Raw genomic sequence first — 24,717 nt, forward strand, 5'->3', positions numbered from 1 at the left:
GGCGGCCTACGCGGTCTGTGTGCGACCTCGGCGTGGGAGCGATTCTTGGCCAGAGTTCTGCGGGCTGGCCTCACCCCTGTTGTCAGTGGCATGGGCTGTACTGTCTGGGCGCCTGCCCCGCCGTCCGCTCACGGAGGGGATTGGGCGCAACTCGTGCTTCACCAGACAGAGAGAAGATCGTGAACGTCCCCGCTCCTACCGGTATCGCCACGCTGATCGCCTACGTGGCCACCATTCCCGCGGCCAATCTTGCTGTTACACACTTCGGAGCCGTCCCAGTGGGTTTCGGCTACGCGGCCCCAGCCGGGGTCTACATGGTCGGACTAGCCCTCGTCCTCCGTGACCTTGCACGAGAGGCGGCCGGCCGTAGGGCGGTCCTCGCAGCGATAGCCATGGGCACCGTCCTGTCGTACTTCCTTGCTGACCCCGCGCTCGCGATGGCGTCGGCTGCGGCCTTCGTGGTCGCCGAAAGCATGGACTTCGCCGTCTATGAGCCTCTGCGGGAACGTGGCCTGCTGATCGCGATGCTCGCCTCGAACGCGGTCGGTTTGCTCTCGGACAGCTTGCTGTTCCTCAAGCTTGCCTTCGGCTCCTTCGAATACCTGCCGGGACAGATCCTCGGCAAGGCGTGGATGACCCTCGCAGCGGTAGCAGTCCTGACCCTTCTACATCGCCGAAAGCGCGCTGCGGCCGTCCTTCCTGAGGCTACGCGTCACTGACCCTGGCCAGGTCTCGAGGCGGTTCTTCCTACACCTCGGGATGGAGTATCCCGCTTCTTGCTGTACATGGGGCGCCTCCCTCGTGCACGGGTAGAAGGGACGGCGGCATGGACGTTCCCCTCATACCCGAGGCGCGCAGCCACGGCTTCGGCCTCGACGTGGACGGGAACGCTGATGTCGTTTCTACTGCCGGCGCGAGGTTGAGCACGAACGATGCGGCGGTCCAGAGATTCGCCAGATGATCGGAGCTAGAAACAACTCGCCTGGCAGCAAAGCTATGTGACGCCCCGGCACCTGTCTGAGTCACTTGCTCTTGCCCATCCATCTCCGATAGCGTCGTCGCAGCAACGAGGGCCCCACCATGCCAATGGTGGGGCCCTTTTGCGTCCTCCCGGATCCGGGAGGACTCGAGTGTCGCGCACCGCCGCCTTCAGGTTCCTAGGCCGGGGAGACGGTGGTTGCGCTTCGAAGAAGGGACATCTCGTGACTGCCTACCATGGCACACCGTCTAGCGGGGAGTCATCCCCCAGGAATCCGGCTACCAACGGTCTGATTTCGGACGTTCCGACCGGCACGGCCTCGGTCTTGCCACGCGAAGGCGTGCACATTCAAATCGGCGGACGCACCGTCTTGGCGGTGTACGTCTCGCCGGTGATCGCGGCGGGTGCATCCCTCCTGCTCGGGCTAGCGGGCTGGGGCTACTGGCCTTGGTAGCGGGATCCTGAGTCAGGATCGGATGCGGAGTAACAACCCTGGCGGCTGTGGAATGACGGCTGGACGCTATTGGCTGGTGCGGGGTGCCGTTGGCCAGTAGGTCGCGAAAGAATCACTCAACTGCCCGACTCGGCTGGCCATATCAAGGTTGTGCAGTCAGCCGCTCAGCGGCTGGCTGCACGACAGCAGTAACTCCTCATCCAAGGAGCGGGGCAAAGACCGTACGCCACCCCGGTGCGCGGGCCGTCGCGGCAACCTGTGCGTCGCGGTCGCCGTAGCACCATCGCTCCCAGAGCCGGCCTCGGGCGAATGAGGAAGCCATTCCGATGCGCGCCCGGGTGAGAACGACGGCCGGCGACTCAGGCAGCATCTCCAGGACGGTGTCCATGGCGAAGAAGAGGCTCGTCTCCTTGACCAGGCCTGGGTTGCCCGCGCAGGTCGCTGAGCGCGCACAGAAGATGGTGTCAGCCCAAGCCACTGAGCCCGGTTCCCTGAAGACTCGGCGGCACGCGGTTGCCAGGCGACAGCGGATGTTCGCGGCCGAGTTGCTGACGGAAAGGCTCGTTGTGCTGTGGCATCGTCCGATGCGCACAGCCACGGCGACTCCATGATCTACGCAGACTCACGCCCCCTGCCATCCCGCAAGCCACTTGACGCTACGCAGCGGCCTGGGCTGTCTGAGGTCGGGCGCCCAAGGTCTGACCCAGCGCCCGTTCGACCGAGACCAGGATGACCACCCGCTCAGGGTCCGGGGCTGGCGTACGGCCATATCGCTTTCCGTAACGGGCAACCGCCTCTTCGACCACAGCCTCGTCGGTGCGCACCTCCGCGACCCCTTCGAGCGTGGCCCACCGGCCGCCGTCGACCTGGCACACGGCTACGCGGGCTTCGCCCCCACTCGCGAGAATGTTGGCCACTTTACGACTCGATTTGCGGGTGATAACTCGGGCTACGCCAGCGGTGACGTCCACCGTCACGCCGACCGGCACAACATGCGGTCGCCCATTGGGCCGCAGCGTGGTCAATGTGCACAGGTGGTACTCGTTCCAGAACTCCAGGTAGTTTTCCGACTGGGCGGATATCGCGTTCGACATGGCTGAAAGCGTAAACGCCGCAGTTGCCCGAACTGCCCCAGAGTGACCGCCACCACACCCCCTCCGATCTGCCATTTTGTCCATTTCCCGGGCGTTTGCGAGAGTGCCAGGCCCATCGAAAGTCTCAGGTTCATAACGGAGTCACCCATCAACTCGCGAAAGTTGATCCGTTCACGCCAGACCATAAAGTCGCAGCTCAAAGCCTCATGCAGGTTTCAACAAGGTTGTTTTGGGTCGCTTTGAGTAGTTGAAGTTACCTGCCGTCTACACGAATCGATCATGACTTTTAGGCCATGTCTTGTCGGAAGCGTCACGTACTGTCCAAAGAGGTTCCCGTTGGCTCCGCGGGGCAGCCCCGCTCGGGGAGTCAGGGCGCGTTCGCGTACGTGACATCCGAGCAGACGGCGAGCCCTGGATGTCTAACACCCCTCCCCCTGCGAGGGGGTTCAGTGGGGGCGCAAATGCAGCCGACTGCGGTCGTTTCCGGCGCCGGGAACCGGACGTCATCGACATGGGGCGCGGTGTCGCCCGGTCGGGAAGCCATCACAGCCGGTTGGAGGGATTACTCAGTGTGGTCGGATAAGAGTGGCCGAGACGCGGCGGAGCCCAAGGTTCCCGCTCAAGACGGAGCCAACCGCCGACGCCTTGGACGCTGGCGTACAGCCACGGCCCGAACGGTGGAGAAGGATCTGCACCGGCTAATTCGGCGTGAGCTGCAAGAGCTCGGGGTCACTCCCCCGCTCGACGTTCACGACCTCTGCGTGAAGCTGAGCCGACGGCGCGGACGCCCTCTATTTCTGCGCGCAGCTCCGCTGCCCAAGCCCGGCCCCTCGGGCATGTGGGCGGAGTACGACACCTACGACGTGATCCTGTACCAGCACGAGACGACCGACCTGCACCAGGACGGGATCATCCTGCACGAGGTCGGGCACATCCTCGTGGCGGAGAACGAGAAGGCAGCCGCGGACTCCGCCCGCGGGGTGAAGACAGACACGCCCGATACAGCCCTTGACGAGGACGCGGCAGCTGTCGATGTGGAGGGGTGGGCCACCCTGCTTCCGGTCTTCGGGACTGAGGCGGTCAAGCGCGTTGCCCAGCGTTGCTCGTATGACGACGGCGAGGAGTGCTCCGTCGAACTCGTGGCCACGATCATCCTGGAGTGGTCGGCCCTACTCGCAAGCTCCACTCCTCCGGCCGATGACCCCGCTCTGCGACGGGTCGAGGCAGCTCTCGGCGACCGGCGAGGATGGCTGTAGAACGTGGAACGCCTGCTCCTGGGGCTCGTGGCCGCACTGGTCTGGAAGCTCTACCAGTGGAAGCGAAGCCCGCATGATGCACCCCTTCGATCGGTCACCCTCTGCCTGCTTTGCGCTGCCCTCTCGTACCCCGTAGCGATGCCCGGCGGCGCGTCCGGCGTCGACACCGTCGCCGGCCATGGGACGGCGAAGCTGATCCAGAACGTATTGCTGCTTCTCGCGGTGTACTTCCTGATGTGCTTCTACCTCTACTCTGCCGCTGACGAGGACGCGGGCCGACGCAGGGCCCGGAAGGAAGCCGTCGTTGTCGCGGTCGTCGCGGTGGCGATCACGGTGGCTGCCGAGTCTGTGCCGCACGAGGTCTTCGCTGGCTCCTTCAGCACGGCCGACATGACGACTCCGCAGATCTCGTTCTTCTACGGCGGCGCCGGCCTCTACCTGATGTACGCGCTCGGCATGGCGTGCCGGTGGACTCGCCGCTACGCCCGCATGTCCCGACGCCCGCACTCCACCGGGCTCTGGATGGCCGCCGCGGGTCTGGGGGCGATGGCGGTGGCCTGCGCGATCCGCGCCGTCATCGTCGCCGTTCGCGCGGCCGACGTAGAGGTCCCTAAACCGCTGATGGCCGCCGTCGCCTTCCTTTTGGTGGCGTCCATCCTCACGTTCGCGGCGGGCATCACGTACTCCGGAGCCCGAGCCCGGATCTCGTCCCTCCGCCTCTGGCTCCAGCACCGACGCGATCACCGCCGCCTCGCGCCGCTGTGGGAGCTGCTGGCGGAGACGTACCCGGACAACGTGTTGCGGCCGGCGTCCGCAGCGGCCCTGGACCGGTGGCGGGCCCGCGGCGTGCACCGGCGTTATCACCGCCGCATCGTGGAATGCCGCGACGGCTTGGTAGACATCAGCCCTTACCTGCTGGACGAGGGTGACGACAGCACAGTCCTCAACATCGACTCCACCGAGCTTGCCGCCCGGCTCCGCAGGGTCTCCGCCCGGGTTGAGAAGGGGGTCCCCGCGCCCCGCCGCGCGGTTCCCCTCGCGATGGCGCTGGGCAGCGACCGTGAGTCGGATGTGAAACAACTGATTGCGGTATCCGACGAACTGCGCGCAGCCGCATGACCTCGCAAGATCAAGGAGTCACGATGCTGATTACCGGTGGACGAGTGCTCGTCGACTCGGGGACCTACTTGGAAGACGGCGCCGTTCTCATCGAGGGCGAGTCGATCGCGGCCGTCGGGCCCCGCACGGAGATCGAGGAGCGAGCCGGGGCCGATGTGCCCCGCTTCGAGTTCGGCGGAACCATCTTGCCGGGACTCATCGACGCTCACGTTCACCTGGCCTTCGACGGGGGCCCTGATCCGGTGGCCACACTCCAGGGCTCGACGGATGAAGCCCTGTTCGAGGACATGCGGCGTCGCGGCGAACAGCTCCTGCGGAGTGGCGTCACCACTGTGCGTGATCTCGGTGACCGCGGCGGAGTGGCACTTCGTCTGGGCGCCGAAATCAACGACCGGCGTACACCGGGGCCGCGGATCGTCTCCGCGGGCACCCCGGCGACCACCGTGGGCGGGCACTGTCACTTCCTGGGCGGCGAGGTTTCCGGCGAGACGGAGATCCGCGAGCTCGTACGGCGCAACCTCGCGTCCGGGGCCGGGGTCATCAAGGCGATGGTGACCGGTGGCGGTCTGACGAAGGACGGTCCCAAGAGCCACCAGTCGCAGTTCACGGCGGAGGAGCTGGCCGCTCTGGTTGAGGAAGCCCACGAGGCGGGCGTGCCCGTGGCGGCCCATGCCCACGGTGCCGACGGTATCGCCGCAGCCGTCGACGCGGGCGTCGACACCATCGAGCACTGCACCTGGATGTCGAGCGCTGGCCTGGACTTCCGGCTGGATGTGGTCCAGCAGATCATCACGAAGGGCATCACCGTCTGCCCGGCTGTAAGCCCGCACTGGCAGATGCTCCCGAAGTTCTTCGGCGAGGAACGCGCCCGTGCGATGTTCGATCTGGTGCGGCAGATGGCCGACGCCGGAGTCCGCCTGATCGCAGGGACGGACGCAGGCGTGCAGCGCGCTGGCTTCGACGGACTTGTTCAGGCCCTGTCGTTCTACTCGCACCTGGGTTTGTCGAACGCCTCGATCATCGACATGGCGACCTCACAGGCTGCCGCCGCACTGGGCCTGGGCGAGATCACGGGGAAGGTCGCTCCCGGCTACCGCGCGGATCTCCTCCTGGTGGACGGTGACCCGCTTGCGGATCTCTCCGCACTGGGCGGCGTCCAGGCCGTGTTCGCTTCCGGTCTACGCCACGAGCCGAGCGGCACGGGGCAGTAGGAACCTCACACTGGTGCCCTGTTTCCTGACCCTCGCGGGTCCGGGGAACAGGGCACTAGCTGTTGGTGCCTGGCCCGGCCTTCTTGTCCAGCTCGCTGGCGAGGTCGTTCAGGATCGAGAGGACATCGGCCGGCAGGCCCTCGGTACTCATTCCGCGGGCCCGGACTCGGCCCACCTTGCCCTGCCTGGCCGCCGACATGAGGCGGAGCCCTTCGTAGACCTGCCGGGCGACGGACTCGTTCGGCTCGAAGTACAGCTTCGAGACGTCGAAGAACTTGGCCAGACCTTCGAGGACCACGGGCACCGGTGTGTCGTCTCCGCCCGTCCGCAGGGCCTCGATGTCCTCGGCTGAGGTGACCTGGGAACCCGCGTAGGCGTTCACCGAGTCCGCGAGCTCCTGATCATCCGGAGCGGTTCGGCCCGGGTAAGAGCGTTCCAGCAACAAAGTGATCTTCTCAGCCAGCGTCTCCGGCACCTTCTCGGCCTCGGCGGTCTCCTCGTCAGCGTCTCCGAAAGACCGGTCCTGGGCGCGCTTCAGCTCGTCCTCGGTCACCCCGTATGCAGCCGCCAGGAGAGGGATGTACCGGTCCTTGAGGCGGCGGACACCCCCTTCGGCTCCAGCCACCGGCCCGTCGCTCTTGGTACCGATGACCGTCCGCGTCTCGTACCGGTAGAGGCCGGCGTCGCATCGCAGGTCAATCAGATCGGGCAAGCCGTTGCGCGGGAACAGGTCGTCCAGATCTCGGTTCAGCACCCTGGCCAGAGCAGGCAGCTTCTCTTGATCGGGTGTCGTCGCTCCCGACTCCCACCCCGCCACGGTCGAGTCCGCAGCACCGAGGGCGGACGCAACGTCGGCCTGCGAGACATCGGCGGCTCGACGTACCCCGCGCACACGTTCTCTGTCGAAACGGCGAGCTGGCATCGGACCTCGTTTTTCGGGTGAACCGAGAAAACCTCGGACTGTTGACTTTTGATGCGAACCAAGATAGCTTCATCTTAGCGAAAAACGAGGGGGTTCGCACCCCTCTCGGCCTTCGCCCACCTGCGGTTCCCATCGTGGACCGACTCGATGGAGAGGGGATTCCGCGCAGCACTCGGGCGCGGTCCCTCCCCTCAAAACGCCATCGGCGCCCGAGAGTTCGCACCTCTCGGACGCCAGACAGCGCGTGATCCGTGGCCCCGATAAGGCCGCTGGTCACTCGCACGGCCACTCCGTGTCCTTTCGCACGGCACGACGGAGCGGCGTACCACATAAAGGAGTGTCGCATGTCCCCCACTACGGACTGCAACCCGAAGGTGGCGATCCCTTCGGGCCCGGCCGAACGTCTGGCGGCGCAACTGTCGTCCATGCTGCCGGAAGTCGCCGTCGTACAGGTGCGCCTTCAGGGGCCTCGGACCCTGTGGCCCCACCTCGGGCTGACCGCCGTGAACGCCAGCGGACGGACCCTTCGTGTCCCTCGGGCGAAGGCGGTCACCATCGCCCGGTGGATCATCCGCTCATTCCCCCAAGCCGGATGGGCAGCCTCCGGCGGGCACGTCTTCGACCTGCGGACCGCTGAACTGCGCGGGCTGGAAGCGTGATGGCGGCCGTGGCACCGGCGAACGCGGGCCCGGCCGTGGACTTGCAGGGACTCGCGGCCGTGGTCGGTCTCCTGGCTCAGGCCGGCGGCCTGGACGCCCTGTTGGGCAGCCAGGCTGCTGACTTCCGCGATAAGCGTCTGCACATCGGGTACAGCGAAGCCGCTGAACGGCTGAACATTCCGGAAAAGTGGCTCCGCGAGCGTATATCCACGCTCCCGCACCGAAAGTTCGGCAAGTTCGTTCAGTTCACGGAGGATGACCTCCACACGATTTCCGATATGCACTTCGTCAGCCCTGGTGAAAAGACCCAGAGGGATGACGAGTCGGTACTGATGGCTCTTCAGCCTTCCAAGCGCTCTCGTAAGCGTTCCTGATCTCCCCTCGCGCCCGATTGCAACATTTCGCGGCGCTGCGAACATCGCGAGAAACAAATGAGCACTGACATATCCAGCCTCATCGAGGCTGCGCACCGGGGAAATTGGCTGCCCCTCATAGAAGAGTCGAAGAAAGCTCCGGGTAAGCACTGGGCAGAATACGCCCGATGCGCGAACCAGGACATCAACATCTTCGTCCCTCTCGCAGACGGCCCCAGGGAAGAACCCGACTCCGTGAAAGCCAAGCTGGGAATCTCCCTCAACCGTCCTCGCAATCTGTGCGCGTCATGCCCGTTGGCCGTCGCTGCCCGGTGCCTGGTGGAGTCCCTGAAGGATGACGACGAGTACGGAATCCGGGGCGGTCTTCTGGCTTCCGAGCGTGCAGGGCTGCGGCGTGCATGGCAAGCCCGGGACATCGAGAAAGCAGTAGACGGCGCGCTCCGAGGTTGCACCGCGGTCTTGACCAAGCCCGCCCGGGACGCCGTGATTGCGCGCTTCGCCACTGATCCATCACTGGACGCTGCTGCCGTCGCCCGCGGGCTTGGCGTGACGCACGAGTATCTGCTGAAACTCGCCCGTCGCTACCGAAAGCCGCAGGCCGGGCAGGGCACGCCATCGCTCCACGTCGTCGCCGCCTGACGCCGTCTCGAGGAAACGATTCTTCCGCACGGCGGACCCTGCGTTCACGGGAGTTCCCCCATGCTTCAGAACAGCCCTTCCGGATTTCGGCGCAGGACCATCGGTGCCAAGATTCGAGAAATTGCACCTACGGCAGTACTCGTGCGGGTCTATCCCGTGCGCCGGTCTGTTACCCACCTCTTCGAATCGGACTTTTACCGCATGCTTATCGACCGCAAGACCGAAGAGGAAGTTGCGCGCATGGTCAGGCGCGGTTTCGGAAAGGCTGCCGACTGGCGCCGCGCCCACGATTTCTATCTCCCCACCGAAACGCTGTATCTCACTCCGGAGCCGTACCAGAACGGCTACGTCCCGGAGGACGACCAGTCTTTCGGTCTTTCCCTCAGCCGTCGCATAGCCATAGGCGACGGTGACCACTGATGAGCGCCATAGCGACCGAACTGGTCTGGTCACAGTCGAAGTCGTGCAGGGGCTCGCGCCTTGTCATGCTGGCGCTGGCCCGCGAGGCGGACGACGACGGCAAGGCGACGCTAACCCTTGATGAGATATCCGCTGTTACCCGCCTTACGCCTCGCTCGATAACGAAATGTCTCGGAGAGCTGGCGAAGCTCGGTGAACTGAGCCACGAACGCGGAGGGGGCGCCTCCAACCCGAATTCCTACTCCATATTGCTGTGTAGCGGGACCGCCAAGGAAACCACCAACACGGTGAAGGAACTTCCCACTCCCTGCCCTGGCGGGCCAGAAGTGGGAGAGAAGGACCAGGAAGTTCCTTCCCAGAACCTCGCTGGTGAAGTCGGAAGTGGGAAGTTTCGGCAGGCAGATTCGGAAGTTTCTTCCTCGCGCGTACGTGGTGGTAATACTCCCTACGGGAGTATTACCACCACCAAAGAGCAAGCTAGCTTGCCGAGGTCGCGCCGAGAGAACAACGCTGTCGAGCAAGGCTCGGTGACGGTTCCGGACGGGGCCAAAGACCTGGTAACAGCCATAACCGGTGCTGGAATGCTCGTTGGTTGGCGACTGACCGAATCGGAATGGGATCGGATAACAGCTCTCGCAGCGCGTTGGGGAAATGAACGGCTGGTCGAGATGGTGGCGCGGCGATGGAACGCCGACCGTCCGCCACAGTCCGCACGCTATCTGCTGCGCATCTGGGCGGATCTGCCCTCGCACGCTCCCCCCGCAGCAGCCTCTCAAGGGAATGTCGTGCCGCTGCGTCGGCAGTCCGGAGGCTGGGTTCCCTTTCAGAACACCGCTGCCCCCAGCGCTTACCAGAACGGATTTTGATCATGGCAGAGCCGGAACGCGCGGGCAGCGCAAGGTCGATGCGCGCAATGGAACGAATACTCGCTGCGAAAGGACTTCAGGCCGTGCCAGATGCCGACCCCGCCGACGAAGCATCGGAAGAGAACCCCGGAGATCGCGAGTGGCACTCCCGGGCTCGGGCCGACTACGCCCTGAGCCGCTGGCAGAGGGCCACCCCTCCCCGGTTCCGCGACGCGGAGGCCACCCTGCCGGAGGTCATCGGCTGGGCCGACCGGGCACTCACGAACAACGCGGGGGCTGGCGCTCTGCTCCTCACCGGCCTCACGGGGACGGGCAAGACGCATCAGGCATACGGGGCCTTGCGGAGGATCGCGGCCGGCGGGCCGGACCGGTTCGGGCTGATCGCCGTGAACTCTGCGGACATGTACGGCAACCTGCGCCCGTCACAGGTCATGGGCGCCGCTGAACACGAACTGCAACGGCTCAGCAGGGTTCAGTACCTGCTCCTCGATGATCTCGGTACGGCGAAGACCTCGGAATGGACCGAGGAGGTCACGTACCGACTGATCAACTACAGGTACAACCACTGCTTGCCGACGATCATCACGTCCAACCTGCCCGCCCGCGATGAGGCCGGGCCTGACCTGACCGACTTCGTCGGGGCCCGCGTGGCGAGCCGTCTGGCCGAGATGGTCACGACCCTTGTGCCGATGATCGGCGCTGACCGGCGCCGCGGCGGGAGGGCGGCGTGATGCCCGTCCGCCTTCGCGGAGCGTTCCGCGAAGGCGCAACGCTTTCCACAGCCTGCACATACGTCGGACCGCGCAGCCGGTACGCGAACCCGTTCACAGCCGGGGCTCGGTCCCCGCTCGGACCCCCGATGGACGCTGCGGAGTCGGTAGACCTCTTCACAGCCACGCTCCGGGGCCCGGTCGGACGCCACTACGCAGCGCGCTTCGCCCGAACGCTGCGCGGGCTCGACCTGATGTGCGCATGTCCCCTTGACGCTCCGTGTCACGCGGACGTTCTCCTTCGCCGCGCCAATGAGCCCGGCGACGGCACCGCACCCCGCACCACCGATCTTCTGGAAGGCCCCCGATGAGTCACCCGATCATGTTCGCTGCGGCCAAGCACCTCACCACCGCAGAGGAGCGGCGCAAGACCGCTCGGGAGGCCGCGTTCCGCGCCTGGGGTCCGAGGTCGATCACCGCAGCGTCCAAGTACGCACGCACCCTGCTGGGGGACGCCGCAGTCACGCTCGACTGGGAGGTACTGGGGCTTCTCAGCTTCGAGGAGCACCTGCAAGCCTTCGCGTCGCTCGACACGACCGGAGGCCAGCACCTGGAGCTGTACTACACCGATCAGGGCGGCACGGAACGAATCTCGCTGCGGGTGTCGTGCGTGAGCTGCCCGAGTCAGCACGTGCACGAGGTCACGTCTTTGGAACAGCTCGGACAGCTCCTCTCGCAGACCCCTGCCTGGCAGGACATCAGTCCGCGCGACGGGGGCAGCCTCTGATGTCACACGCGCACATAGACACGGCGGCGGGAACCGAACAGCAGGAGAGCTACAGCCTGCGCGGAATGACGGCCTGGGACCGCAGTGCGATCATCCTGCTCGGCGCGGCCGGCTTCGCCTTCTCGTACGACGCACTGCGTCAGATCGCCCTCGCGATCCACGCCAGGGAGACCTTGTCCTACCTCTTCCCGGTGTTCATCGACGGGTTCATTGCCTACGGCGTGCGAGCCATCGTGCTCCTTCGGCACCAGCGGTTCGCCGCACGGCTCTACGCCTGGTTCTTGTTCCTCGCGGCTACCGGGGCGAGCCTCGGCGCGAACGCTCTGCACGCCATCACGTTGAACGATTCTCCGCAGGCCGGACGGTCCGCGCTGCACCTTACGGACAGCGTCGTCGGTGTGCTGTCGATGCTCGCGCCCCTCGCCCTGGCCGGATCGGTCCACCTCTACATCCTGATGGCGCGGACGGCTGAGCGAGCGGTCCCGGACCGGGCTGACACTGGTCCCGGACCGGTCCGCGAGGAGTCTCCGACGCTCGAACGCATCACGGTCCAGCAGAGTCCTCGTCCGCTGGAAGCGCCAGCATCGATGCCTCCGCGGTGGTTGACGAGCGGTCCGTCCGCGCCGCAGGATGCCGCCCCAGTAACCGTTGACCTGCGGAAAGTTAAGCCCCTGCCCGACGTGGAACCACGTACGGAGGACGCTGCGGCTCACCCGTCCGCGGGAGCGGACGGAGAGGAGACGGAGGGTAAGAGCGCGGACGGGCCGGGCGGCGGACCTGCGGACCATGCGCCGACCACAGCAGTGACGGAGAGCACGAAATCCCCCAGCCCCACGGCGGTCCGGACCCCTACGGACGGCGAAAAGCCGTCCGTCCCGGACGACTCGGAATGCTCCCAGGACCGGGAGCCGGACGACGACTGGTTGGCAGAGTTGCTGCCGATCGCGCGGGCCGCTACCGAGCGGGCCGGACGGACCAGTCGTGAGGTTGTAGGGGACGCCGTCCGCAAGCACCAGGCGATCAGCAACGACCGTCTTGGTGTGCTGCTGGCCCGGCTGAAGGAAGAGGACGACGAGGCAGCGAGGACACCCGCCGCTGCCTCCACCGCCCTCTGGTGATCTCATCTCATGACGGACTCGGGGCCTGCGTGGCTCGCGCCGTGCATGCCCCGGCCGTCAGCTTGATCAGGAAGGAACGACGATGTGGTCTCGCCGACGCGACCGGGCGGAGGACGCCGTCCACGCCGATGCCGTACAGGCAGCGTCCGCCCTCACGGTTCACCTCCAGGGCGGCGGCAGTCTTGTGCCGGTCCAAGCGGACTGCCTTGTACTTGCGGCCGGTGAAGTCGCCTTCGCGGACGTGGCGTGCTCCGCCGCCCGCTTCTATGGGACAGAGGTCGACTACCCGACCTCGGCCAGCGGGTATTTCGAGGATCACCCGACCTTCGGCCGGCGGTGGGTGAGCAACGGTCGTCTCGACGCCCGTCGGCGCCAGGAAGCGGAGGATGCCGCCCTTCCGCAGTGGCGCGATCACACCGCCGCCCGAGTGGTGCTCACCTCAACCGGGGTACGGCTCCTGCCGCTGAGGGCTCGTGAGTGGATGCCGTTCGACCACGCCCTTCTGACCGGAGTCGCTGCTGAGCCGTCCGCCGTCGTCCTCTCGTACAGCACGTGCGCACCCCTGCGTCTTTCCGGCCCGGCCGCGCCGTGGCTCGGCGTGGCGATCGAGCACCTGCGCCACGGGGCGGCATAGGGTCCGCAAAGCCTCCCCCCGAGCGAAAGCCGGAACTTAATTCCAGGAATTAAGTTCCGGCTTTTTTCGTGATTCGAGTTGTCCGCGAACTCCTGCAAGGATTCAGGCACGGCCAACGCCACAAGGCGTTTTTCGGCCGTAGAGATCTGCTCACGTTCTCGCCCGAATCACGGAAGGGGCTGATGGCCTTGATATGAGTAAGCACCCGTCAGCTCAACCGTCTCGCAGATGCGAAACAAGATCGAACTCTTCCGCAGATGAGACAGGCAGATAGAGCTATATGCTCCGGCCTGCTTTGCGCTTTCCCCGGCCTTCGCCGGTAAAGCCCGCAGGAGGAATCCCCCTCCTTCCTGCGAAGGAGCGGCGCGGTCCCCAGCCCCCGCGGGACCGCGCCGCTCGCACTTCCGAAATCTCTTGCACCAAGGTTGTGGTCCCCGCATGCCTCGATCCACCCGTTTCATACCTATATCAGCAGCGATAGGTGTGGCTGGTTCCCTGGCCCTTCTGTCGACCGGCTGCTCCAATTCGACCAACGACGCCTCCGCGGCCTCGACCGTGTCCGCGCAGCCGCACTCCGTCTCGGCGGGAATCCCCGACACGGCCACGCCGCACAGCAGCGCTACCTCCTCCCCGTCAGCTTCCGGACTCCCCAAAGACGTTGCACGGACGGCGCGGGCCTTCACTACGGCCTACGCGGAACACGACGCCCGCGACGGTGCCGACAGCTCGTACGCGGATGCCGGCGCTCGGGCAGCCCGGCTCGCCTCGGGGGAACTCGCTGGCGTGCTCGCCCAGAAGCGGCCGGGTCAAGACGCCGTCTGGGCCGCCCTGCGGGCCGAGAAGGCACATCAGACGGCCAAGATCACGTCAGCAGTCGTCCCCGACGGCGCACCTGCGGCAACGGCCTCCTCCGCCCTCGTCCGCGTGAGCTACACCCTTACGACCACCGCGAAGTCCGGCCACGCGCGCAGCAGTAACGAACAGCTCGCACTCCGCCTGGAGCACGCCGCCGAGGGCTGGCGCGTCACTGCCTTGCCCTGGGCGTGACGGGGCCGCGATGAACAAGGGCACACAAGCTGGCCTGGGACTCGTCACGGCCGGGCTCATCACCGGCGTCGCCATGCTGACCACGTTTGGAGGGGCCGACAGCGCCTCCGCGCAGGAAGCCGGACCTGGGGGCGGCATCACGACGGACGCGCCTGTTCCGGGCTGGGTCCGTGAGCTGATCAACAAGCACGCGGGCGAGTGCCCGCAGGTCACAGCTTCCCTCCTGGCGGCTCAGCTGTACACGGAGAGCAACTTCAACTCCGGTGCGACGTCACCCGTCGGCGCCCTCGGCATCGCTCAGTTCATGCCAGGGACCTGGGCACAGCACGGCAAAGACGGCGACGGCGACGGGGTCAAGGACGTCCGCAACCCTGCCGACGCCATCGCCGCGCAAGCCGCGTACGACTGCACCTTGGCCGACGAGGTCAAGAAGGTGCCGGGCGACTCGACGGACAACATGCTGGCCGCGTACAACGCGGGCGGCGGCGCGGTGATCAAGTACGGCGGCATCCCCCCGTACCCCGAGACCCGCAACTACGTGCGCAGCATCCGCGCTCTGGCCTCGAAATGGGCCGACGCCGTCAGCCCGGACGCACCGGCCGGCAAGGGCGCCGCCCGTGCGATCTCGGCCGCGAAGACGGCCTTGGGCACTTGGTACCGGTGGGGCGGCAGTTGCGTCATGCCGTACGAGGGTGTGGGCGGCTGCGACTGCTCCTCGCTCACCAAGATGGCCTGGTCAGCGGCGGGAGTGAACCTGCCGCGAACCACGTACGACCAGGTCCACGCAGGGACCGCCGTCAAGGCCATCTCCCAACTCGCCCCGGGCGACCTGCTGTTCAGCGTCCCCGGCAGCGCCGGCCCTGAGCACGTCGGCATGTACATCGGCGGCGGCCAGGTCATCGACGCACCGCACACCGGGGCTCAGGTGCGGATCAAGCCGCTCAGCTACTGGAAACCGCAGATCATCGCGATGCGGCACGTCGGCTGATCACGCCAAAAAACCCCAAACTATTCCTCACAGCACCAAGGGGCTGAACCATGCACAACCTCCTTTCTGCCGCCGTCGATCCCTCCCTGCACACGGCCCTCGCCGCCGGAGTCGATGTCGTGTCCGGCGTGAAGCCGGACTGGGGCCCCTTCGGGAAGCTCGGCGGCACGGCGAAGGTCATCCTGGGTGTCATCGCCGCCGTCGTCCTCGTCGTCGGCGCCGGTGCCTTCCTCGCGGGTGTCGGCAAGTCGAAGGGGTGGTTCGGTGAGGGCCACTCCACGATGGACAGCTCACGCGGCAAGGGCATGATGGTCGGCGGCCTGACCTGCGTCTTCCTCGTGGCCAGCTTCGGCACCATCTTCGCCATCACGTACGGCATGGGTGTGTGACCCATGCCTATCCGATCCCGGAGGAACGTTTCCTCCTCGAAAGCCAGCGGAGCGCGCCGCTCGTCGGCCAAGCTCTGGGGCATCGCGGCTGGCGGCGCGGCCGTGGTCACCGCGGCCGGGGTGGTCGTCAGCATGACGACGGGCACCCCTGCGGCCACGGCACCCTCCGCGTCGGCACCCTCCCACTCGGCTCCGCAGGCGAGCGGGGAAGGCGTGCGGGAGCTGCACGGCGTCCCCGTCGGCTACCCGCACACTCGATCCGGTGCCAAGGCCGCAGCGGCCAACTACACGACGGTCAGCGGGAGCTCGCAGTTCCTCACGGACAAGGACGCGCGGCACCGTGCGGTGGCAGTTATGGCGGCCAAGGGCTCGTCTGATGCGGCGGTGAAGAAGGCCGACCACGCTGCCGAGGACGCGGTCGGCTCCCTGCGGGGCGACACCTCCAAGGTCTCCGTCAAGAAGACCGTCGCGCGTACCGGTGTCCTCTCGGCGCATGTCCTGGGCTTCGACGCCCACGGGGCGATGGTGCGGCTGTGGACGACGACGGTTCGCGGCAGCACGGCCGGGCACGCGACACCGAAGACGGGCTTCCAGTCGGTGACGGTCACCCTCACCTGGGAGTCCGACGATTGGAAGCTGAAGGACAGTTCGGCCTCGACGGGACTGGTCGCTCCGATCGACGTGCGGCAGGCATCCAACGTACCGGGCGACTTCTCGGACTACGTTCCGGCCGCTGCAGAAGACCCCGTGCTGAGCGGTGCCGAAGACCGAAGTGGATTCCCGGCACCGTACGGACACAACGAGCGCGGCGCTCGTGCCGCTGCCGTCAGCGCCACCATGCTCTACGGCGACCCTCGGTTCTTCACGGATGAGAACTGGCGACACCGGATGCTGGCGTCCACCGCAGCGTCGAGCGTGCTGCACTCGGTCACCTCGGACACCGACTCGACGGCTCGTCTGGTCATGGAGAACCGCGGCGTCGGCGCGGACGGGACGACCGCCGACGGCAGCGAACTGATCACGCGGACGGCGGCGCTCGCCACCCGCTCGGTCTCCTACTCCGACCAGGCCGCGAGCGTGGAGCTGTGGACGGCGTCGGTGGGGGGTGTCGCCGGGAAGGACGAGACGCAGCGCCCGCAGGTCGCCTTCCTGCGCATGACCGTGGATGTGGTCTGGGAGGACGGCACCTGGAAGACGACGGCCGTCACGCCGTCCGACCCGCTCGTGCCGTCTCCGCCGGCCATGCAGGAGGCGGCCCCGGCCGACAGCTTCGCGGACGTGGGGGGTGCCAGCAATGCGCCTGCGACTGCGTGACGACGCCCCCGGCCTGCTGACCATCGAGCGGGGAGCGCCGGGTCGCTGGCGCCGCCGCCTCCAGGCGGTGGCGATGGTCAACGTGATCATCGGGTTCGTGTTTATGCCCTCGGCGGTGGCGAACCCCTTCTGCTACATCCCGATGGTGTGTGAAGCGAAGGCGGCCATCGACTTCGTCAAGGACCCGCTGGGGTTCCTGCTCCAGAAGCTCACCGAGGCGAACATCTGGTTCCTGCGCAAGATGCTGGAGCTGATCCAGAACACCACGAAGATCGACCTGACCAGCCCCGGCTTCCTGAAGCAGTACGCGATCATCTTCGCGGCCTCCAGCCTGCTCACCGTGGCCCTCTGGTTGATCGCCGTGGCCAAGCGGGCGGTCCGCGGAGTCGCCCTGACCACCGCCGTGTCCGAGGCGATCGGCTTCCTGCTCCTCCAGTTCGTGGTCAACGCCATGACGCCGGGCGCAATCGCGCTGCTGATGAAGGCCATTGACGAAGTCACCGCCGTTTTCGAGCCGTACGCGACGAGCAACTTCAAACCGTTCCTGGAGAACATCCTCAAGGTCATGGCGGCCAACCCCACGGAGGGCGTGGGACAGCTGCTGGTTGTCAACCTCATCATGATGTGCGGCGCCCTGCTGATGTGGATCGAGCTGCTGATCCGCAGCGCGGCCATCTACGTGGCCGTCGCGCTCGGGCCGATCGTCAACGCCGGGCTGGTCGATCGCGACCTGTGGGGCAAGTCGAAGAAGTGGTTCGGCGCCATCTTCGCCATCGGCTTGAGCAAACCGATCTTGTTCGCCCTGCTGGGCCTCGGCGGCGCGATCCTCAGCGACACCTCGGGGAGCATGTCCGACGCGGTCTCCAAGACCCTGGTCGGCGCGCTGATCCTCCTGCTCGCCGTCTTCGCGTCCGCCACGCTCTACAAGTGGGTTCCTGCCTTCGGCGACGAGATGGCCAGCCTCCACCACGACCGGAAGAGTGCACAGTCTTCCGGCCCGGCCGCCGCGATCGACGGCCCCGCCCAGCACGCCAACAGGGCGATGGGCGCACACGTGCAGGACTCCTTGGTCGGCGGCTCCAAGACCGCTGGCGCCAAGACCGCTGGCGCGAAGATGGGCGGCGGAACGGCTGTGGCCGGACCGGTCGCGGCCGGGCTCGCCGTTGCCAAGGCCGGCGTCGACATGGCGAAGAACAAGGCCACCAGCTCCCCGGGCGCGCAGGGCACCGACGCCGCAAGCGGCGGCAAGCCCGAACAGCCCGAAAGCCAGCAGGGCGGCGACGACACCGCCGGAACGTCCGGTGCACCGGCCGCCGCTCGTCCCCAGGGAGCGACCTCCGACCCGGTCGTCAGCTCTTCTCCGGACTGGTTCTCGGCCGGTGGCCACGCCTCGGCCGGACGCCCACCGGAAGCCAACGGGGCACCGAGCACAGCACAGCCGCCCTCCCCGCCGTCAACCGGCACGGGAACCTCGGGCCCGACACCACCCGCCTCCCCCTCCTCCACATCAGGAACCACCTCGGGCACCGGGCCCTCCGTCACGCCCCCGCCGCCGTCGCGGCCCTCGGGCGGCCAGGCACCCGGACGACCGAACCCCAGCAAGGATCAGTGACCCTCCATGTCGACTCGTACGTATCAGTTCGGAAAGCACCGCCCCACAGGGCTGGTCGGCCGCCGAGACCTCGGCGAACAGGTCGTCCTCGGCGGCGGCGCCGTCACCGGCATCCTCTTCGGCTACCTCTTCAACGGCGTGACGGCCATCGCCGCAACGTGCCTGGTCCTGCCGATCCTGCTCGCCCTGGTCATCGTGTACGCCCCGTACCGGCCCAAGGGCACGTCCCAGCGGCGCACCCTCTACCGCTGGTGGCGGATCAACCGCTACCACCGCAAGGCGCTCCGCCGTACCGGCGGCGTATGGGTGTCCCCGGCCGTCGAGGCCGGCGTGCGCCGCAACGGCACACCGCCGGACGCCGCTCTTGTGGAGCCGGAAGGCGTCACGGGCATGACGTGGGTGCCGGTCACGGTCCGCGGTCAGCAGGCCGTCGTGGTCCTCCAGCCGGAGGCCGGGTGCGTCACAGCCACCCTGGAGATCGCTTCGCCCGGCCTCGGCGGCAAGGAAGTCGGTGAGCAGATCGTCGCCCTGGAGCGTTGGGGCGAACTCCTCGACGCCTTCGGGAACGTCGAGGAACACCCGGTGAAGCGCATCCAGGTCCTGGCCCGGCAGATGAAGTCGGACCCCTACGCCCACCAGCGTTACATCGCGCAGCGCGACGAGTCGGCCGCGACGACGGACGCCCCGCAGTGGCTGAAGGACTCGTACGACGTACTGGCCAACGCCGTGTCGACTTCTGCTGAGGAGCACCGCTACTACATCACCATCCACGCCCGGTTCACCCGCGACCTGGCGGCCGAGGGTGCCGCCCGCGGTACCGGTGACGAAGGAGTCGCCGCCGCCATGGCCGCGTACCTGGATGAGCTGTGGTCCCGCGCGGAGGACGCCGACCTCTCTGTGATCGCGCCCCTGGACGACGGGCGGATGACCGCGTTCATCCGCAACTCGTACGACCCGGATCACGCCATCTGGGACACCGATCTCCGACAGGCGCACGCCTTCCCCCGCAACGTCGACGTCCGCGACGGTGCCCACGTCGCCACTCGCGCGGCAGGCTCCAGGGACAGCTGGTACCACGCCACGGCCGCCGTCGTCGGATGGCCTACGACCCCTGTCGGCCCCGACTTCCTCTCGCCTCTGCTGATCGGGATGCCCGACGTCATCCGCACCATCTCGATCACGCAGCAGCTCGAACCCAACGACAAGGCCGTGGAGCGGATGCTCGCGGAGGACACGAACAACCAGGCCGAGATCGACCGCGACCGGAAGCGCGGCAAGAACATCGACCCGCGCGACCAGATCGCCGCCAGAGCCACCGGATCACGCGGCATGAACCTGGCCTCCTCCGGCGCGGCCGGCTCCGCCGTCGTCGGCTACATCACCATCTCCTCGCGCAGCGCCGAAGAACTGGAGCGCACCAAGCGCACCACCGCCTCCCGCGCCCGCAACGCGCACCTGCGTATCGAATGGCTCGACCTCGAACACGCCCGTGCCTTCGCCACGACCCTGCCCCTCGCCGGAGGCATCAAGTGACCGACCTGCTCGACCTCGCCCCGCTGTCGCCGATGCATGAGACGGTGCGCCGTCCCCTCTACACCGAGACGACCACCAGCCAGGCCCTGTACCTGCCGATCGCTCCGCCGACCCTCGGCACGGCGGGCGCGATCATCGGCCGGGAGCTGTACTCGGGCAAGGCGTTCATCTACTGCCCGTTCTCGGCGTTCGGTGACGGCCTGCCCGGCGGCAACATGATCGTCATGGGGGACACGGGCCGGGGTAAGTCGGCCCTGACCAAGACGTACGCGGCCCGGCAGATCCGCCTCGGGCGTCAGGTCGTCGTCCTCGACACCAAGGAGCAGAAGGAGCGCGAAGAAGGCGAGTGGGCCGCGCTCGGCCGCTCGCTGACCGGCAAGGCCCCGGTGAAGTTCGCGCCCGGTGGCGGCCGTGGTGCCTCGTGCATCAACCCGATGGACCCGGCCATCGCGGGCAAGCGGCAAGTCGAGCTGGTACGCACGATCGTTGAACTCGGTCTCGGCAAGGCCCTGGACGAGTTCGCCGGCTCTGCCCTGCGGATCGCGATCCGCAGGGCCCACCAGCGGGCGGGAGAACTCGGCCGGACGCCGGTCCTGGCCGACGTCTCCGCCGCGCTGCGGTCCCCGGAGGAGTCCGACGCGACGGCCAAGAAGCGTACGCGGGACGAACTTCTCGGTGACGGCCTGGAGGCGTCCTACGTCCTGGACCGGCTCTGCGGCAGTGAACAGGACGACACCGGCGACCTGACGGGCATGCTCGACGGCCCGACCAGCCTAGGCGTGGATCTTGACGCCGACATGATTGTTTTCGACCTGACCAAGGTCCCGTCCGGTGGCGTCGCCATGACCATCCTCGTCGCCGTGATCTCGGTCTTCCTCGAAGAAGTCTGGCTGCGCCCGCTGTGCGAATGCGGGACGGAGCCGGGGCAGCACAACCGCGTCGTGGTCGACGCGAACTCCGGAGCCTGGGAGCTGGGGCCGAACCCCGGCTCCGGCTGCCGCCGCTACACGCAGCGCAAGCGCATCCTCGTCTGCGAGGAAGCCTGGCACATCCTCGGGACCCCCCAACTCGCGTCGCTGCTTGAGAAGTTCCTGAAGTTCGCGCGGGGATACGGGCTGAGCTGCATCTTCATCGTCCATCACCTGTCCGACATCGACGACAGCCCGGAGACCCAAGCGGCGTTGAAGATGGCTGACACCATCGTGATCTACAGCCAGAAGAAGGCCGAGGCGGAAGCCACGGTGGCCCGGCTGGGTCTGCCGTCCTGGACGGCCGAGCACATCATGCGCCTGCGCCGCGGAATCGCGCTGTGGAAGGTCGGCGAGGTGATCTACCCCGGCGTCCAGCACCTCTTGGTGGAGGCCGAGCAGCACCTGTGCTTCTCCTCCGGCTCGATGACCGACCTGACCAGCACCTCCCCGGACGCCGAATGAGCGGATACCGCCGCCTCTCCGCCGCCGACCCCTTTCACGCAGATTCGGAACGAGCTCTCGCCATGACCGTCACCACCGACCACACCACGCTTCCCGCCGACGAGCGCGCGGTGCGACAGGACATCGACCAGCTGCACGCCGAAGTGCTCGACCTCGCCCGGCGTATGAAAGAACTGGCCCTCGTGCTGGACCACGGCGACTACTCCGCCGCGGGAGGTCGCGTACGTACGGCCGTCGCCCATATCTGGCGAGCCGCCGAGGATTTGCACAGCGCCTTCCACACCGCGCCCCCGCGCTGTGCCGGGCCCGATGCGTCAATGTCGCGGCTGTGCGGCCGGCGGATGCGCTACCTGGCGGCCCGCGTCGCCCGGAGGGCCGAGTAATGGACATCATGCCCGGCGGGATCTCCCTGGCCCTGTACGCCGTGACGGCCGTGTGCGCGGTGGCCCTGGTGACGCTCTGGTTCCTGCTGAACCGCGGACGGCGCAACGCCGGATTCGCGAGCAAGGCACAGCTCAAGCGCCAGATGTCGGCCAAAGCAGTCTTGAAGGCCACCGAGATCCGGCCCTCCCTCACCAGCGACGACGGCCACCCCAGCCGCGCAGCCGGGGTGAGCTTCGCGAAGAACCGCCCCGCCGCTCGTTGACCCTCTCTCCTCGTCGCCCACTTCGCTCCGGAGTACGTCATGCACAACCCCCTCGATACTCACGATTTCGGCTACTCGCTGGGCACCTCGCAGCGCCCGAAGGGCGTCGATCTCTGGTCCCGCGCCGACAAGGCATGCCGGGTCATCGGCCCGATGGGCAGCGGAAAAACGATGAGGTTCTTCGCCCCGCTCGTCCGCAACTGGGCCGGGCCCGTCCTGGCCACCTCGACCAAGCCGGATCTGGTCGAACTGACCCTGGACGCGAGGCAGCGGGACGGCCGCCCCGTCGCGGTCTTCGACCCGCAGAACATCGCTCCCAGCCTCCCCCGCTTCCGGTGGACGCCGATCAACGGCGCAGCCGACACAGAGGTGGCGATGATGCGCGGGAAGGCGTTCGTCGCGGGCTCACGCACCCCCAACGGCGCAGCACAGTCCAGCGAGGGCAGCGCCTTCTACAAGGGGCAGGCTTCCAAGATCCTCGCTGCTATCTTCCACGCCGCCGCTCTCGACGGCGCCTCCCTCGACTGGGTGCTGCGGTGGGCCCGCAAGCTGACCGACCCGGCACCGCTCGGCATCCTCAACGCTCATCCGGGCGCCGGCCCCGGCTGGGCGGACATGCTCCGCACGGCCACCACCGGCGACAGCCGCACCGTCGGCAACACCGCTTCGACCCTCGACGCGGCTCTCGAACCCTTCATGCACCAGTCGGTGATCAACGCCCTTCAGGGAGACCGAGAGAACCCCACGGATTTCGGCGCTTTCCTCGACGCCGGGGGCACCCTCTACCTCCTCGGCAAGGACTCGGAGGTGAACAGCGTCGCGCCGCTGACCACCGCGATAGCCGAAGACCTTCTGGATCTCGCGGAAGGGCACGCCCTCGCCTCCCCGGCCGGGCGGCTCGACCCCGCTCTCCTCGCGGCCCTGGACGAGGCGCCGAACATTGCGCCGATCCCCTCCCTGCGCCAACGCGTCGCCGACGGCCGGGGCCGTGGCATCACGGTCGTCTACGGCCTCCAGGCGTGGGCGTCTGCGCGTGCCCGCTTCGGCGAGGACACCGCCAAGGAGCTGGCGGCCTTCACCAACAACATCGTCGTCCTGCCCGGGGACAAGGACCCCGACTTCCTGAAGGACATGTCCGACCTGTGCGGTCAGGTCGAACGAGAGCGCACGACGAAGACCACGTCCGGTGGGGACCGCGGCGGCCACTCGACGGCCACGCACATGGCGCTCGAACCCGTCCTTCGAGGAGACGAGATCAGGGGCCTGCCCGCGGGGCACGCTCTGGTCCTCGCGGACAATCTGCCGCCGATCGTCACCCGGCTCGACGGCATATGGACCTGGGACTCCTGGTCCGAGATCGAGGGGCACGTCCGAGACCTGCGGGCCGCCAACGAAGCCGAGCGGACCCGGCGGGCCACCGAGAAGAAGAACCAGGCCAAGGCCCACGCGGCGGCGTGGGCCGGCCGTGAAGGAGCGGCTGCCGCATGACCGAGACCCTGACCCGCTTCGAGCCCTTTCCCGAGCCGCCCGCATTGATCCTGGAGTACATCGCGGAGCGGAGCACGGAGGAGTCTGTGGCCGCCGACGGTCCCGTCCCGTGGGACATCGGCGCCCTGTCAGCAGAGCTGATCAAGCCGATACCCGCGTGGCTCGATTCCGTGTGCCGCTGGCTGAACCGGACGTACGCCTGGCAGCCGCAGGACGTCATCCCGCCCTGCTGGGCGAAGCACGAGGGCCTGGCATACGAGATCGTGGCCCTGGCCTTCGCCAGGGGAGACGCGTATACGGAGGCGGGCTCGTCCGTGATCTGGCATGAGCAGTACGACCGCTTCCTCACTCGAATGAACAAGACGTTGGGCAAGGCAGGCGACGAATGCCGCGTCGGCAAGCACGACGACCGTCCGGCGCGTTTCCAGCTCGCGGCCTGGCCCACGGCCAAGGGCGAGGAGACGGGATCTGCGGGACGAGTCGAGGAGATGGCCGGATGATGACGGACCCGAACATGGTCTTCTCGACGGACCCTCGTCACGGACTGGTGGCGCGAAGCGGCTGGGAGCAGGAGGAAGCCCGGGCCGTGCTCCGTGATCTCGGTTGGGAGTGGACGGAGGAACTGCACGCCCTCGTCCCACCGGACGACGTGCCGGAGGTCGACGCCGGCCTTCAGGCAGTGGAGGAACTGCACCTGCATGGGCACCGGACCGGGTACGCCGCGGGGCCTTACGGCACGATGCGGTTGACCCTGGATCGCGCAGAACAGGTGTTCACGAAGGTCACCGGGCGAGAGACTTCTGAGGCTCGACCTGACACAGCCGAGCAAAAGGATCAATCCGCTTGCCCGGAACCGCGGCGATCAATGTGCGGGGACGTAGCTGTCTCAGATGGTCTCGCTTCACCAGAAGGCCCCGGATCCCCATCAATCTAGTGCCGTATCAGGCAACGTTGGCCCTGTCGATGACCGCGCGTAGGCGCCGGTCGTCGGCGTGGCGGTTTCGCCAGATGATGTAGCGGCGGAT

The 24,717-nt window shown here is 67.3% G+C and carries 27 protein-coding genes; 25 read left to right on the forward strand and 2 right to left on the reverse strand.

The annotated features are described in order from the left end of the window. Nucleotides 1–179: 179 nt before the first annotated feature. On the forward strand, nt 180–719 hold the full coding sequence (locus tag ACIP8W_RS28515; protein ID WP_402205225.1) for a VUT family protein: 540 nt from the start codon (nt 180–182) through the stop codon (nt 717–719). 1,370 nt (nt 720–2,089) lie between these two features. Here ACIP8W_RS28515 and ACIP8W_RS28520 read toward each other — a convergent pair. Next, the gene (locus ACIP8W_RS28520) at nt 2,090–2,527 is read right to left on the reverse strand and encodes a pyridoxamine 5'-phosphate oxidase family protein (RefSeq protein ID WP_402205227.1); all 438 of its coding nucleotides are present in this window, start codon (nt 2,525–2,527) and stop codon (nt 2,090–2,092) included. Nucleotides 2,528–3,288: 761 nt separating this feature from the next. On the opposite strand from ACIP8W_RS28520, the gene ACIP8W_RS28525 reads away from it, so the two are divergent. The 3 genes from ACIP8W_RS28525 to ACIP8W_RS28535 are packed head-to-tail and all read left to right on the forward strand — an operon-like array spanning nt 3,289 to nt 6,113. Next, nucleotides 3,289–3,783: a hypothetical protein gene (locus ACIP8W_RS28525; RefSeq protein ID WP_402205228.1), complete on the forward strand. Its 495-nt coding sequence runs from the start codon at nt 3,289–3,291 to the stop codon at nt 3,781–3,783. A gap of 3 nt (nt 3,784–3,786) precedes the next feature. Further along, nucleotides 3,787–4,902, forward strand: coding sequence for an MAB_1171c family putative transporter (locus tag ACIP8W_RS28530; RefSeq protein ID WP_402205230.1), 1,116 nt, complete (start codon nt 3,787–3,789; stop codon nt 4,900–4,902). 23 nt (nt 4,903–4,925) lie between these two features. Beyond that, the gene (locus tag ACIP8W_RS28535) at nt 4,926–6,113 is read left to right on the forward strand and encodes an amidohydrolase family protein (protein WP_402205232.1); all 1,188 of its coding nucleotides are present in this window, start codon (nt 4,926–4,928) and stop codon (nt 6,111–6,113) included. Between the two features lie 55 nt (nt 6,114–6,168). On the opposite strand, the gene ACIP8W_RS28540 is transcribed toward ACIP8W_RS28535, so the two are convergent. Next, entirely contained in the window at nt 6,169–7,005 is an 837-nt protein-coding gene (locus ACIP8W_RS28540) for a helix-turn-helix transcriptional regulator (protein ID WP_402205234.1), read from the reverse strand. Between the two features lie 374 nt (nt 7,006–7,379). Here ACIP8W_RS28540 and ACIP8W_RS28545 point away from each other — a divergent pair, with 374 nt between their 5' ends. The 21 genes from ACIP8W_RS28545 to ACIP8W_RS28645 all read left to right on the forward strand — a co-directional run bounded on the left by ACIP8W_RS28545 (nt 7,380) and on the right by ACIP8W_RS28645 (nt 24,192). Beyond that, complete coding sequence (locus ACIP8W_RS28545) at nt 7,380–7,694, forward strand: transcriptional regulator (protein ID WP_402205236.1); 315 nt, start codon at nt 7,380–7,382, stop codon at nt 7,692–7,694. After that, nucleotides 7,694–8,068 (forward strand): hypothetical protein, encoded by a 375-nt coding sequence (locus ACIP8W_RS28550; RefSeq protein ID WP_402205238.1) that lies wholly within the window; start codon nt 7,694–7,696, stop codon nt 8,066–8,068. Before ACIP8W_RS28545 ends, ACIP8W_RS28550 begins: the two co-directional genes overlap by 1 nt. Before the next feature lie 57 nt (nt 8,069–8,125). Beyond that, nucleotides 8,126–8,707, forward strand: a complete 582-nt coding sequence (locus tag ACIP8W_RS28555) for a WhiB family transcriptional regulator (RefSeq protein WP_402205239.1) — start codon at nt 8,126–8,128, stop codon at nt 8,705–8,707. A gap of 60 nt (nt 8,708–8,767) precedes the next feature. Further along, the gene (locus tag ACIP8W_RS28560; RefSeq protein ID WP_402205241.1) at nt 8,768–9,127 is read left to right on the forward strand and encodes a hypothetical protein; all 360 of its coding nucleotides are present in this window, start codon (nt 8,768–8,770) and stop codon (nt 9,125–9,127) included. After that, a complete protein-coding gene (locus ACIP8W_RS28565) occupies nt 9,127–9,993 on the forward strand; it encodes a hypothetical protein (protein WP_402205243.1) in 867 nt (288 codons plus the stop codon). The genes ACIP8W_RS28560 and ACIP8W_RS28565 overlap by 1 nt, the downstream gene beginning before the upstream one ends. 2 nt (nt 9,994–9,995) lie before the next feature. Beyond that, on the forward strand, nt 9,996–10,724 hold the full coding sequence (locus ACIP8W_RS28570) for an ATP-binding protein (protein WP_402205245.1): 729 nt from the start codon (nt 9,996–9,998) through the stop codon (nt 10,722–10,724). Then, entirely contained in the window at nt 10,724–11,074 is a 351-nt protein-coding gene (locus tag ACIP8W_RS28575; RefSeq protein WP_402205269.1) for a DUF4326 domain-containing protein, read from the forward strand. Before ACIP8W_RS28570 ends, ACIP8W_RS28575 begins: the two co-directional genes overlap by 1 nt. Then, a complete protein-coding gene (locus ACIP8W_RS28580; protein ID WP_402205247.1) occupies nt 11,071–11,490 on the forward strand; it encodes a DUF6195 family protein in 420 nt (139 codons plus the stop codon). Before ACIP8W_RS28575 ends, ACIP8W_RS28580 begins: the two co-directional genes overlap by 4 nt. Further along, complete coding sequence (locus ACIP8W_RS28585) at nt 11,490–12,608, forward strand: DUF2637 domain-containing protein (RefSeq protein ID WP_402205249.1); 1,119 nt, start codon at nt 11,490–11,492, stop codon at nt 12,606–12,608. Before ACIP8W_RS28580 ends, ACIP8W_RS28585 begins: the two co-directional genes overlap by 1 nt. An 82-nt stretch (nt 12,609–12,690) precedes the next feature. Further along, nucleotides 12,691–13,242 (forward strand): hypothetical protein, encoded by a 552-nt coding sequence (locus ACIP8W_RS28590; RefSeq protein ID WP_402205250.1) that lies wholly within the window; start codon nt 12,691–12,693, stop codon nt 13,240–13,242. A gap of 783 nt (nt 13,243–14,025) precedes the next feature. Further along, nucleotides 14,026–14,289 carry a hypothetical protein gene (locus ACIP8W_RS28595; protein ID WP_402205252.1) on the forward strand — a complete coding sequence of 88 codons (264 nt, stop codon included), beginning with the start codon at nt 14,026–14,028 and terminating at the stop codon, nt 14,287–14,289. Between the two features lie 10 nt (nt 14,290–14,299). Further along, entirely contained in the window at nt 14,300–15,277 is a 978-nt protein-coding gene (locus tag ACIP8W_RS28600; RefSeq protein WP_402205254.1) for an NlpC/P60 family protein, read from the forward strand. Between the two features lie 50 nt (nt 15,278–15,327). Beyond that, the gene (locus ACIP8W_RS28605; RefSeq protein WP_402205256.1) at nt 15,328–15,666 is read left to right on the forward strand and encodes a hypothetical protein; all 339 of its coding nucleotides are present in this window, start codon (nt 15,328–15,330) and stop codon (nt 15,664–15,666) included. Between the two features lie 3 nt (nt 15,667–15,669). After that, complete coding sequence (locus ACIP8W_RS28610; RefSeq protein WP_402205257.1) at nt 15,670–16,980, forward strand: hypothetical protein; 1,311 nt, start codon at nt 15,670–15,672, stop codon at nt 16,978–16,980. Continuing rightward, nucleotides 16,961–18,592: a hypothetical protein gene (locus ACIP8W_RS28615; RefSeq protein WP_402205259.1), complete on the forward strand. Its 1,632-nt coding sequence runs from the start codon at nt 16,961–16,963 to the stop codon at nt 18,590–18,592. Before ACIP8W_RS28610 ends, ACIP8W_RS28615 begins: the two co-directional genes overlap by 20 nt. Nucleotides 18,593–18,598: 6 nt before the next feature. Continuing rightward, entirely contained in the window at nt 18,599–20,125 is a 1,527-nt protein-coding gene (locus ACIP8W_RS28620) for an SCO6880 family protein (RefSeq protein ID WP_402205261.1), read from the forward strand. Beyond that, nucleotides 20,122–21,558 (forward strand): ATP/GTP-binding protein, encoded by a 1,437-nt coding sequence (locus ACIP8W_RS28625; RefSeq protein WP_401282367.1) that lies wholly within the window; start codon nt 20,122–20,124, stop codon nt 21,556–21,558. Before ACIP8W_RS28620 ends, ACIP8W_RS28625 begins: the two co-directional genes overlap by 4 nt. A 62-nt stretch (nt 21,559–21,620) precedes the next feature. Continuing rightward, a complete protein-coding gene (locus ACIP8W_RS28630) occupies nt 21,621–21,941 on the forward strand; it encodes a DUF6238 family protein (protein ID WP_402205263.1) in 321 nt (106 codons plus the stop codon). Continuing rightward, complete coding sequence (locus tag ACIP8W_RS28635; protein ID WP_401282373.1) at nt 21,941–22,204, forward strand: hypothetical protein; 264 nt, start codon at nt 21,941–21,943, stop codon at nt 22,202–22,204. Before ACIP8W_RS28630 ends, ACIP8W_RS28635 begins: the two co-directional genes overlap by 1 nt. Before the next feature lie 39 nt (nt 22,205–22,243). Further along, nucleotides 22,244–23,692: a type IV secretory system conjugative DNA transfer family protein gene (locus ACIP8W_RS28640; RefSeq protein ID WP_402205265.1), complete on the forward strand. Its 1,449-nt coding sequence runs from the start codon at nt 22,244–22,246 to the stop codon at nt 23,690–23,692. Then, nucleotides 23,689–24,192: a hypothetical protein gene (locus ACIP8W_RS28645; protein WP_402205267.1), complete on the forward strand. Its 504-nt coding sequence runs from the start codon at nt 23,689–23,691 to the stop codon at nt 24,190–24,192. The genes ACIP8W_RS28640 and ACIP8W_RS28645 overlap by 4 nt, the downstream gene beginning before the upstream one ends. Nucleotides 24,193–24,717 lie beyond the last annotated feature (525 nt).

Source organism: Streptomyces sp. NPDC088554, from assembly GCF_044752945.1.
In the GTDB taxonomy this organism is placed as follows: domain Bacteria; phylum Actinomycetota; class Actinomycetes; order Streptomycetales; family Streptomycetaceae; genus Streptomyces.